At 36.9% G+C, this 12,003-nt stretch carries 8 protein-coding genes; 5 read left to right on the top strand and 3 right to left on the bottom strand.

Annotated elements, in window-relative coordinates; translation table 11 throughout:
- Window positions 1-15 precede the first annotated feature (15 nt).
- The 3 genes from AEQU1_RS03485 (at window position 16) to AEQU1_RS03475 (ending at window position 2,381) form a co-directional block, all read left to right on the top strand.
- Entirely contained in the window at window positions 16-1,812 is a 1,797-nt protein-coding gene (locus tag AEQU1_RS03485; RefSeq protein ID WP_111878790.1) for a chloride channel protein, read from the top strand.
- Between the two features lie 27 nt (window positions 1,813-1,839).
- Window positions 1,840-2,085: a hypothetical protein gene (locus AEQU1_RS03480; RefSeq protein ID WP_111878789.1), complete on the top strand. Its 246-nt coding sequence runs from the start codon at window positions 1,840-1,842 to the stop codon at window positions 2,083-2,085.
- 98 nt (window positions 2,086-2,183) lie between these two features.
- Entirely contained in the window at window positions 2,184-2,381 is a 198-nt protein-coding gene (locus AEQU1_RS03475; RefSeq protein WP_111878787.1) for a cold-shock protein, read from the top strand.
- A gap of 55 nt (window positions 2,382-2,436) precedes the next feature.
- Here AEQU1_RS03475 and AEQU1_RS03470 read toward each other — a convergent pair whose 3' ends face one another.
- Window positions 2,437-2,886, bottom strand: a complete 450-nt coding sequence (locus tag AEQU1_RS03470) for a nucleoside deaminase (protein ID WP_111879049.1) — start codon at window positions 2,884-2,886, stop codon at window positions 2,437-2,439.
- A gap of 115 nt (window positions 2,887-3,001) precedes the next feature.
- On the opposite strand from AEQU1_RS03470, the gene AEQU1_RS03465 reads away from it, so the two are divergent.
- Window positions 3,002-4,780: a 1-deoxy-D-xylulose-5-phosphate synthase gene (locus AEQU1_RS03465; RefSeq protein WP_111878785.1), complete on the top strand. Its 1,779-nt coding sequence runs from the start codon at window positions 3,002-3,004 to the stop codon at window positions 4,778-4,780.
- 51 nt (window positions 4,781-4,831) lie between these two features.
- Here AEQU1_RS03465 and AEQU1_RS03460 read toward each other — a convergent pair whose 3' ends face one another.
- Window positions 4,832-7,450: a T9SS-dependent M36 family metallopeptidase gene (locus AEQU1_RS03460; protein ID WP_111878784.1), complete on the bottom strand. Its 2,619-nt coding sequence runs from the start codon at window positions 7,448-7,450 to the stop codon at window positions 4,832-4,834.
- A 164-nt stretch (window positions 7,451-7,614) separates the two neighbouring features.
- Window positions 7,615-8,943, bottom strand: coding sequence for a deoxyguanosinetriphosphate triphosphohydrolase (locus tag AEQU1_RS03455; protein ID WP_111879047.1), 1,329 nt, complete (start codon window positions 8,941-8,943; stop codon window positions 7,615-7,617).
- A 174-nt stretch (window positions 8,944-9,117) separates the two neighbouring features.
- On the opposite strand from AEQU1_RS03455, the gene AEQU1_RS03450 reads away from it, so the two are divergent.
- On the top strand, window positions 9,118-11,943 hold the full coding sequence (locus AEQU1_RS03450) for a TonB-dependent receptor (protein ID WP_111878782.1): 2,826 nt from the start codon (window positions 9,118-9,120) through the stop codon (window positions 11,941-11,943).
- The last annotated feature ends 60 nt before the right edge of the window (window positions 11,944-12,003 follow it).

Raw genomic sequence — 12,003 nt, 5'->3', positions numbered from 1 at the left:
TTGATAGCTTTAAAGATGCCTACACAAAAAAGAACTTTACTAACCCGCTTCCTAATTTGGAGAATTAAATATATCTCCCAAAACCAATTTGTATATTTAATTAGTATCGTGGTGGGCTTTTTGGCAGGAGTAGGGGCTGTAATATTAAAGAACCTTACCCACTTTATACAGCATTTGCTAGAAGGTAATTTGATAGAATATTATCACACAGCCTTTTATTTTATCTTTCCTATTCTTGGTCTATTAGTTGTATATCTTATTATTAAATACGTAATTCGAAACAAGGTAAGCCACGGAATACCTTCCACTTTATTTGCTATTTCAAAAAAGAAGGGTTTTATAAAACGCTACCAAATGTTTGGAAGTATTTTAACGGCTCCATTAACAGTGGGCTTTGGAGGTTCTGTAGGATTAGAGGGGCCTACCGTTGCTACTGGTGCGGCAATAAGTTCAAACTTATCTAGAGTTTTGCACTTGAATCAAGCAAACAGAACCCTATTGATAGGTTGTGCTGCTGCAGGCGCGATGGCATCAATTTTTAAAGCACCTATTGCAGCACTGATTTTTGCAATTGAAGTTTTCAGTCTTGACCTCACATTGGCTTCCATGCTTCCCCTTTTGTTAGCCTCTATTTCTGGAATACTTACCTCCTATTTCTTTTTCGGAAATGATGTATTATTACCTTTCAAGAATACAGATCCATTCACACTTAGTGACGTGCCTTTTTTTATGATTCTAGGCGTTGTTGCGGGTTTTACTTCAGTTTATTTCACAAAGGTGTATGCTTTTTTTCAAGATTTCTTTGAGAAAATAAGCTCTCCAGCCAAGCGATTAATAATTGGAGGAATAGGTTTGGGTGTTCTCATTTATTTCATTCCCCCACTTTATGGAGAGGGGTTTGATGTAATAAACAATTTGGTAAAAGGAAATCCCGAATTAGCCCTGCAAAACAATATTTTCCAGTTAGAACTTTCAAGTATTTGGATAGTTATTGCACTATTAGTAGGGTTATTGCTTTTCAAAATTATTGCAAGTTCACTTACTTTTGGCGCTGGTGGGGTTGGAGGAATTTTTGCTCCAGTCCTATTTATGGGAAGTATAATGGGGAACGTTGTATCAAAAATACTAAACAACTGTGGGTTATTATCCACGCCTATTTCTGAAAGCAATTTTACGCTGGTAGGAATGGCGGGATTATTGGCGGGGGTTCTCTACGCACCATTAACAGCTATTTTCTTGATTGCAGAGGTGACGGGTGGTTATGAGCTTTTTATTCCATTGATGATTACAGCTGCGATTTCCTTCTCCATTACAAAATATTTTATTCCCCACTCTGTTTATGCCATGGAATTGGGAAGAAAAGGTGATTTGATTACGCATAACAAAGATCATGCGGTACTTACATTGATGGATATTCAAACTGTAATAGAACGCGATTTCATTGCTATTTATCCTCAGATGAATCTTGGCGAAATTGTACATCAAGCCATAGTAAAATCTAAAAGAAACCTTTTCCCTGTTCTGAACAAGGAAACAAATGCGTTGGAAGGAATCATTCTTTTAGATGATCTAAGACCAGTGATGTTCGACCAAAATCTATACGAAGAAGTTAAAGCCAGCGAGCTAATGCACAGCGCACCCGAATTGATTTATCTAAATGAAGATAAAATGACAGATGTAATGAAAAAATTTCAAGATACTGGTGCCTGGAATCTTCCTGTAATAAATAATGGAGCATACTACGGCTTTGTTTCAAAGTCAAAACTGCTCACGGCCTACCGAAGAAAATTAATTGATTTTTCGGGGAAATAGTTGAGTAACGAGTAAAAATTAAATAAGATGAGATATTTTTTGACAATATTGTTTATTTCAATTCTCATAGCATTGGGCATAGGTTTTTACATTAAACCAGAAGATGAGGTTACCGGAAATCTAATTATTGGTCTTACCCTAATGGCTGGCTTTTTTGTTTTGATGCCACTTTTTATCTACCATCGATGGAAAAACAGGAGTGTAAAAGACTATATGCTAACAAAGGAAAATATCGAAAAAATGCAAGATTACCAAAAAGATAAAAAGATATAAGCCTTGTGCGATTTGAAAAAATTTTTGATTTCCTTAACATTTGAAATCATAATTATTATACATTTGTATACTTATTATTAATTTATTTTTTATTTAAAATGGAAGGAACTGTAAAATTTTTTAACGAATCTAAAGGTTTTGGTTTTATCACTAATGATGACACCGGAAAAGACATTTTTGTACATATAACTGGCTTAAATGGCGAAGCTCTTAACGAAGGTGATAAGGTAGAATATGTAGAAGAAGAAGGAAGAAAAGGACGTGTTGCGGCTCAAGTTCGCGTAATCCACGACTAAAAAGACATAGATTACGGATTCTCTAAAGGCCTTTCATTTATGAAAGGCTTTTCTTTTAGTTTAAATTTCTTTTCTCGATAAAAAACCGTTTTAGCAGTTGTGAAGTTTGCTCAGCCATCACACCTCCTGCCATAATAGTTTTGGGATGCAGTTTTGTATTTAAAGCGATACAGCCACGCTGTTCATCCCTTGCACCATAAACTATTTTTGAAATTTGACTCCAAAATAAAGCTCCCGCGCACATTTGGCAGGGTTCAATAGTTACATAGAGCGTACAATCAATTAAATATTTTCCACCCAGATAATTTGCGGCAGCGGTAATTGCTTGCATTTCCGCGTGAGCGGTAACATCATTTAATGTTTCAGTTAGGTTATGTGCGCGCGCAATAATTTGATTGTTTATAACGATTACAGCGCCAATAGGTATTTCACCTTTTTCATAGGCAGCCTCTGCTTCTTGTAGAGCGCGTTTCATAAAGTAGGTGTCATCAAAAGGATTTATTATGCTCAAAGTATAATTCTTTTACAAGTAGTATGCGAAATTACAAATTAACAAACTCACTGATTCACAAATTCATCAAAACCAAATAAGAAATATTCAATAACTGTATCTTTACACTGTGTCAGAAAACATTTTAAATACAATAAAATTCCCCGAAGACCTTCGGAAAATTCCAGAGGAAAAATTGGAACAATTGGCGCGGGAGCTTCGTGAATTCATTATAAATATTGTTGCTACAAAAGAAGGCCATTTGGGAGCGAGTCTTGGCGTTGTAGAACTTACAATTGCCCTTCATTATGTATTTAACACCCCAAACGATATTTTGGTTTGGGACGTTGGCCATCAAGCATACGGCCATAAAATATTAACGGGAAGAAAAGAAATATTTCATACCAATAGACAATTGGGAGGTATAAGTGGTTTTCCTAAGAGAAGTGAAAGTGAATACGATACTTTCGGTGTTGGCCATAGCAGTACCGCAATTTCCGCGGCACTTGGAATGGCGATTGCATCAAAACTGAAAGGAGAAATTAATAAACAGCACATAGCAGTTGTTGGCGATGCTTCAATAGCAAGTGGAATGGCTTTTGAAGCCTTAAATCACGCAGGAGTTACAGACACAAACCTTTTGGTAATTCTAAACGATAATGCCATTGGCATTGACCCCAGTGTAGGCGCATTGAAAAATTATTTTACGAAAGTGAAGCTTGACGGGGCAAAGGAAGCAGACAATATTTTTGAAGCTTTAAACTTTAATTACTCCGGACCAATAGATGGTCACGATTTAAATCTCGTCATTTCAGAATTGGAAAGGCTGAAGAATGTTCCAGGACCCAAAGTGCTCCATGTAATTACAACAAAAGGTAAAGGATTACGGCAAGCCGAAGAAAATCAGGTAGTTTATCACGCACCTGGAAAATTTGATGCACTTACTGGGGATTTGGCGCCAAAAAGTGCCGAAAAACAACCTCCAAAATTTCAAGATGTCTTTGGTAAAACGTTAGTTGAACTAGCTTCAATGAACGAAAAGATAATAGGCATTACCCCAGCGATGCCAACGGGAAGTTCACTAAAATTTATGATGGATATTTTTCCTGAAAGAGCCTTTGATGTTGGCATTGCGGAACAGCACGCAGTAACTTTTGCAGCAGGAATGGCGACCCAGGGATTTACTGTTTTCTGTAATATTTATTCCACATTTTTGCAGCGCGCTTATGATCAGGTAATCCATGACGTTTGCCTTCAGAAAATTCCAGTAATTTTCTGTTTAGACCGCGCAGGGATTGTGGGTGAAGATGGTCCAACCCATCACGGTATTTTTGATTTGGCGTATTTAAACTGTATTCCAAACCTCATCATTTTTGCGCCGCGTAATGAAACGGAACTACGAAATATTATGTACACCGCACAGAAAGGATTGGACTTACCCATATTCATTCGCTATCCACGAGGCAGGGGAACTATCATTAATTGGGAAAACCCATTCAGCGCCATTGAAATTGGAAAAGCAGAAATAGTAAAAGAAGGTGCAGAAATTGTTGTTTTAACCCTTGGAACAATTGCCAACAACGCCCTGGAGGCGATTGAATCATTTCCACTTTTACTACAGAAAAAAATTGGTTTGATTGATATTCGCTTTTTAAAGCCATTGGACGAAACCCTTCTTCATCAGGTTTTTAATAATTATAAAACAATTATTACGGTTGAAGACGGAACAATTATTGGCGGTTTAGGAACTACTATTGCGACTTTTGCTTCAAAAAATACTTATAAAAATCCCATTGAAATTTTAGGCATTCCAGATGTTTTCCCTGAACAAGGGACTATTTCAGAATTGCAGGATATTGTGGGCATCTCTTCTGAAAAAATAAAAAAATCCCTTCAAAAATACTTATAAAAAAAGAGGCTCTTTCGAGCCTCTTTTAATTTTCAATAACTAAATAATATCTTATTTGATTATCAATTTAGTTGTTTGTGAACGATTAGCACCTTCAATCTGCATTACGTAAATACCTGGATTAAGGCTGCTAGCGTTAATATTAGCAGTATGATGAATTTCAACTTCTTGATTGAAGACTTTTCTGCCATTCATATCAAAGATAGAAATTGTAGCATTCCCAACATCGAATCTTGATTTAATACTCAATTCTCCATTAGATGGATTTGGAAATACTATGAAATTGTTCTCAAGTGTACTATTATCTGATACACCCAATACACAGTCTACAGGAACATCAAAAGCCTCTGTACCATCTGATTTACTACTAGAGCTTCCTTGATCTGCACTTTCACCAAGACCACGCTTAGCAAAGGCACGCCAAATAATACATCTGTTGGCACCAGCATTGGTAAGCAGATCAGCTTCTAAAATAGCATCACGGGCATCTACAAATCCAGGGCTACATGGTGTTAGTTTTAAGCCATCCATAACAAGTTGAAGCGCAATATTATTTCCACCAGTACCGTTTTTGATATCTGGATCATAACCATATTCATCTATTAAATCCCAAGTTAAATCCCAAAGCATTGTAGCCCATACAGAGCCAACACCGTGTGGTGCAACTTGTGTTTTAATATTATCATATGTAAAGTTATTTAGAGCAAAATCTCTTGTATACATTTTTGTTCTAATACCTCTTCCTGCAATTCCCTCACCAATAGCGTAATTTCCAACACCTCTTGGAGTTTCTCCAGTATCACCATCTTGCATTGTAAGAATTAAACCAAAATAATCACTCCAGCCTTCACCCATTTGCTCTGGAGTTGTTTGAGTACTTAAACATCCTGTATTTGCAGCCCCACCTACTAAACGGTTTGAAATACCATGGCCATATTCATGCGCAATAATTACATTGTCAAGATCGCCATCTCTTTGGAAGGGATCGTTTCCTGATCCGTCATCACGAAGAGTAGCATTAACCGTTTCACCATTAAGAAGTGCAGTAATGATTGCTTCTCCATCAGATTGGTAAATCATAATTGAAGGAATGTCTATGGAAGAACCTCCACCAACCATGGCAGTTGGATCAGTAGGAAGATTATTAACCACCACTACGGCGATAGCACCTGCTGCTTGAATTTGGATAACTTTAAATGTATTTCCACATGCACCAGCTCTAACTACAGCAATTTTTCCATTAAGCTCTGCAGCGTTTAAAATAGAATCACACCCATCGTGTTCATCTGTTGAACTACCAGCATTATCATCTACAACCAATACCATATTTTCAGTAATTGCAGTAGTTGGTAGCGGAGTTCCACCTGAAAAATTGGATTCAATGGCATAGTATTCACCAGCCAATGGGCCACCATTAATATTCATCAAAGTACCTAAAACTTTTCCTGGAGCGGTCCAAAGGTACATCTGCATTCTTGGTTTACCTCCGTCTGGGGGAGTTCCAAAGTTCGCATTGTTTAAGCCACTACCATCTTGGGCATCGGCTAATACATAATCATTTTCCGAACCCAAACCACTATAGTTTGTTGCCTGAAAATTACCACTCTCTTCATCAAAACCATATGCATACATTATATCGTGCATCATATTATTCATGTAGAATAAGTTGGTGATTGCACCATCTCTATATGAAGCAGGAGATTGTGGAAGGTTAAAAGGAAAATCAAATTCCAATGTTGGGCCTCCTTCAGCTGTAGCACCCGCTCCATTATTTCCATTTACATCTTCCATAGATAACACGTTGTTACCACGTGTATGAGTAAATTCTGCACCAGCGATACCGTCTGTGTCATGCCATCCAAATGGAGACGCAACAGGATCTGATGGATCAGAAACAATTTGATCTGGACCAGAGTTAGGGCCTATTAAAGGTAATGGAAATACGCGATACGAAGAGCCATCCCCAAGCATACGGCTTGAATTGCTTATATTGGTAGTTGAGAAAAGTACATTCTCAGTATTGGAGTGGGAATGTGAACCTTCGCCAAAGTTACAGTTTACAACCCAATCATTAGTCGCCAATAAATCACCCGAAAGCGCGTCTATTCGCACGCTATAATAATGTGTTGAATCTAAAAGATAGATACTCAAATTCCAAGCAAGTTTTAAAGCTCCTGTATCATCCATTTTTTGGTAAACAAGTTCTACAGGAATATTTTCCTGTGAAATGTTTCCATTGGAAAAAACATAGCTATTGTCTGAAACTGTTTCTATCAAATTCAAATTTGTAGGGTTTTGCAGTCCTAACCAGTTTGCAGCTTTTGAAATTGCATTTACAGCTGATATTGAAGGCGAAGATGCATTTATCTTTGCCGCCGCATTATCTGTAAAAGACATTTTAGCACTATATACTGCCCCATCTTTTATTACAAAGGGAGAAGTAGAATTGAACAATTTAATGCCTTGGTGGCGTTGTTCGACATAAACATTATAAGCCTTCAAGCTTTTAGAATAGGTCTGTGATGCAATTGAAATGTCCGAAATATCCTGCTGTTGCAGCGAATATTGGGTTCGATTTTGTTGAAGGTACGTTTTTACCAAATTGCTGTAATCCTGCGCAAAAGACGTATTTACAGCAAAAAAGATAATTAAGTAAAGAATTTTTTTCATAAGATTAAAATAAGTTTTTAGGTGAATAAGACCAGATGGATTGATCTAAAAAAATGTTGATTTAATGTTCCTATAGATAGGATTTATAAAAATATCATAAAATTGATGATATAACCTTCTATAATTCACACTTTAACATATTTAAGTAAAACAAAAAGCTATTTTTATAAATTGCCTTTTATTTTTTTAAATATTTGTAGTGCATTTCCGTCAGTTAATCGTGAGATGTAACTACAGCACTCCATTAAATATTCATAAACTGATAGGTTTTTGGAAAGATTAACTTCAAACATCCGCAATACTAGTTTATCATAATGCCGAACTTTGTTGTTTTGATGATTTTCATAGGCAGTAGTAAAGGCATCGAGCAATGTTGACAATATATTATAACCCGCAATTTCCTTTTCCATCACTTCCGTGCTTTGGTACACTTTTTCAACACTTACCTTTATAATATCAGCTATCTGAGCTTTGTATTGGCTCTTATCCAACAATGCTTCGGAAAAAGTACCTTTCAAAATTTCTTCTTCATTTTCAATAAAAATTGAAGCGGCTTCAGCAATCAACGTGTTTATAGCAAGTGAGCGCAAATAAGCCAATCGATCCTGTGAAGTTTTCAAACTGGAATAAACCTCTTTCTTCAAGTTATTCCGAACCAAATTGATTAAATACTCCAGCGCTATTTCTTCTTCAATCAACCCTAGATTAATACCATCTTCAAAATCTATAATCGTGTAACAAATATCATCTGCGGCCTCAACCAAAAAAGCAAGTGGGTGTCGCGCGAAGCCATTATTCTCTCTGTTTAAAAGACCGAGCTCGGAAACTACTTCACTAAAAAAATCTGTATCGCTTTGAAAAATGCCAAATTTTTTATCAGCAACATGAGCTGTAGGTTTTTTGGGAAGCGATTGTTTTGGGTATTTCATAAAAGCGCCCAAGGTTGCATAGGTTAACCGTAAACCGCCTTCTACACCGTTTTTGGATTCTGTAAGAATTTTGAACCCATTGGCGTTTCCTTCAAAATCTATCAAATCTTGATATTCCTTTTCGTTTAGATCATCTTTAAAACGCTTCCCATTTCCGTTTAAAAAATAATCACCGATGGCCTTTTCGCCACTGTGCCCGAATGGCGGGTTGCCAATGTCGTGCGCTAAAGCAGCAGCAGCAACAATCGCCCCAAAATCGTTGAATTGATACCCGTGCGCATTTTGCAATTGCGGATGTTTTTTCAATATCTCTTTTCCCACAATTCTTCCCAAAGAGCGACCTACTACCGAAACTTCCAAACTATGCGTTAATCGCGTATGAACGAAAGAAGTTTTTGACAATGGAATAACCTGTGTTTTATCTTGCAAACTTCGGAACGCCGAAGAAAAAATAACCCGGTCATAATCCACTTCAAAACCCAAACGGGTTTCATTTTCTTCAATCCTAATTCTCTTTCCTGTATGTCCTTGCTTCCGTAAAGAGAGCAGCTGTTCCCATTGCATCATAATATTCAAAAATTTGTAGGCAAGATAGTATTTTCAAAAAGTAAAGCAATGATAATTTTTGGGTTGTTGCTTAACCTTTAGCTAACGCTATAGTGACGAATTGGTAATGCTTAATTAACACGGTCTTTACATTACGGGAGTTCCTTTGCACAAATAAATCAAACGACAAAAATGAAAACAATTATTAAAGTTTTATTCTTCTTTTTAACTTCAATATCGATAGCCCAAACAGGCTCCATTGTTGGAAAACTTACCGATACCGATTACAATAACGAACCGTTGCCCTTTGCAAATATATTTCTGAAAGGAACTACTAAAGGTGTAACTTCAGATATTGATGGTTTGTATTCTTTGGAAAACATTGAGCCCGGAACCTATACCGTGGTATATAGTTTTGTTGGTTACGAAACTGTTGAAATTCCAGACGTTAAAGTAATTGCAGACAAAGTAACTAATATTGACGTGCCCATGGGCGCTAGTGCGGCTGCCTTAGATGAAGTAGTAATTAAAACTACAACGCGTAGGGAAAGTGCTGTTGCTTTATTATTAGAACAGAAGAAAGCTGTGGGAATTACACAATCTATCGGGGCGGAAGACCTTTCAAGAAAAGGCGTGGGCGATGCAGAAGGCGCTGTAACCAAAGTAACGGGTGTTAAAAAACAGGCAGGAATTAAGAACGTATTTGTTCGCGGTTTAGGAGACCGTTACAATTCCACCACTTTAAATGAGTTGCCACTTCCTTCCGAAGATCCGGAATACAAAAATATCTCTTTGGACTTTTTCTCTAGTGATGTTATTGAAAGTGTAGGGATTAACAAAACTTTTTCTGTACCACTTTACGGTGACGTTGCGGGAGCTAACATAAACATTGTAAGCAAAGAACTTACTGGACCTGGAAGTTTACAGTTTTCCATTTCCCCGGAAGTGAATTCTCGAGCTGTTGGAAAGGAATTTTTAATTATGGACAATGCAAAATACATTGGCAACATTCACGATACGCACGTACCTATTACGGACTTGAATGTGCATGCTTTTGATAACAACTTTAAACCAAACACACAAAATGCACAACTAAATTCTAGTTATTCTCTTTCTGGCGGAAAGCGTTTTGATATTGGGAGAAACAGACTAAGTCTTTTCTTCGTAGGTAATTTTGATAATAAATATGAATACCGCGAAGGAACTTCAGATAGAATAAACGCTGCTGGAGGATTTAACCAACAATTTCAACGAACCGAATATAATTATAACGTTTCAAAATTGGCTATGGCCAATATAAAATTCCGTTTTCAGGAAGGAGATTATATCGCGGCAAACAGTATGTTCATAAAGAGCAATAGCCAAAGCGTTGCTGATTATTACGGATTAAAAGCGGGACTTACAGAAAACGATGAGCCTCAAAACCCAATTCGTGCCTTAGTTAGAAGACAGCAGGAAAACGAGAATAATCTTTTTGTAAACCAGCTTTTAACTTCGCTTACCATTTCTGAAAAACTTAGTTTGGAAGCGGGCGCTTCATACAATACCATCCGTGGATATGAGCCAGACCGTAGAACCAATACTTATGTTATTGATGTAAATGCAGATATTGCCCGTGCTGCATCGGGAAGCGCTCTTAACAATCGTTTTTATTCAAATCTTGAAGAAAATGATCTGGCCGGAAAACTTTATTTGGATTATGCTTTAAATGGACAAAATGAAGACAGTAAAAATAGTAGAATCCGTTTAGGCTACAATTATAGAGATACAGACCGAACTTTCAATTATACCCAACTAAACTATATTTTTGATAGCCCGGCTGTTGTTGATATTGATAATCCAGATACTTCACTCTTCAACCAACAATCTTTAAACGACGGAATATTTAGACTTACCACAAACCGCGGGGATGGTCGTGACGGGAAAGATCCTTTCATTCCATTTTCTTATGATGGAACTAGAACCATTCACTCAGGTTTAGGAGAAGTAAGTTATGATTTTTCAAATAGCTTTTCAGCAAACGTAGGCGTTCGTTACGAAAAAGTGAAACAAGAAGTGCTTTTTGATACCAACCTTGCAACAACCAACGATCCAAACACAGATCCTTCACTTATTGATGAAAACTTCGTTTTACCAAGTTTTAATTTGAAGTATAACTTTAACGAAAACAGCATCGTTCGTTTAGCGGGAAGCAAAACATATACACTTCCACAATTTAAGGAGGTAGCACCTTTCCTTTATGAAGACGTAAGCTTCAACAGTTTTGGTAATCCAGATTTGTTGACTGCTGACAATTACAACCTAGATTTAAAATATGAATACTACTTCAGTCCGGGTGAAATTGTTGCGGTTACAGGTTTCTATAAAAACATTAAAAATGCCATTAACCGTATTGAAGTAAATTCTGCGGCAGGCGAGCTTTCCTATGTAAACACCGGCGATGCAACTATTGCAGGTGTTGAGCTTGAACTGAGAAAAAACATTTTGAAACTTTCAAATGATTCGGACAGTGAAAAGACTTTGACTTTCGGTTTGAATGCTTCCTATTTATACTCAAACCAAAAATTGGAAGACGTTCCAACAGATAATCTTACAGTTCGTTTCACCAATAAAGAAGATGAATTGGAAGGCTCTTCGCCATTCATTTTGGGCTCAGATTTAACGTTGAATTTGAAAAAGAAAAACAGCGGCATTACCAGCTCGGTGGTTTTCAACTATAACAGCAAAAGTATCTACTCTTTGGGAACAGGTGGTGATGATGCAAATCCTGGCTCAGGAAAGAACAATATTGTGCTCTCTGCAATCCCAACTCTTGATTTCATTAATAAAATTGCCATCAATGAAAATTTCGGAATCAAACTTAACATTAAAAACATATTAGATCCTGAGTATAAATTGACACAGGATGTAAACAATATTGGGGTTCCAAATGCAGCATTGCCAGACGGACAGGAAGTTCCAGTAGAAACCTACAAAAGAGGTGTAGTTTTTAGTGCAGGCGTTTCCTATTCATTCTAAAAAATACAATTAACAGAACCATAATATTAACCTAAGAGTTACGAAACAAGCTAGTTGTTT

Origin of the sequence: Aequorivita sp. CIP111184, assembly GCF_900489465.1 — a bacterium.
In the GTDB taxonomy this organism is placed as follows: domain Bacteria; phylum Bacteroidota; class Bacteroidia; order Flavobacteriales; family Flavobacteriaceae; genus Aequorivita.
The sequence above is the reverse complement of the archived record's forward strand: the minus strand, read 5'-3'. Positions and strand labels throughout refer to the sequence as shown.

Coding starts and splice junctions, on each gene's coding strand:
- AEQU1_RS03485 (WP_111878790.1), top strand. CDS start 16: ATGCCTACACAAAAAAGAACTTTACTAACCCGCTTCCTAATTTGGAGA.
- AEQU1_RS03480 (WP_111878789.1), top strand. CDS start 1,840: ATGAGATATTTTTTGACAATATTGTTTATTTCAATTCTCATAGCATTG.
- AEQU1_RS03475 (WP_111878787.1), top strand. CDS start 2,184: ATGGAAGGAACTGTAAAATTTTTTAACGAATCTAAAGGTTTTGGTTTT.
- AEQU1_RS03460 (WP_111878784.1), bottom strand. CDS start 7,450: ATGAAAAAAATTCTTTACTTAATTATCTTTTTTGCTGTAAATACGTCT.
- AEQU1_RS03455 (WP_111879047.1), bottom strand. CDS start 8,943: ATGCAATGGGAACAGCTGCTCTCTTTACGGAAGCAAGGACATACAGGA.
- AEQU1_RS03450 (WP_111878782.1), top strand. CDS start 9,118: ATGAAAACAATTATTAAAGTTTTATTCTTCTTTTTAACTTCAATATCG.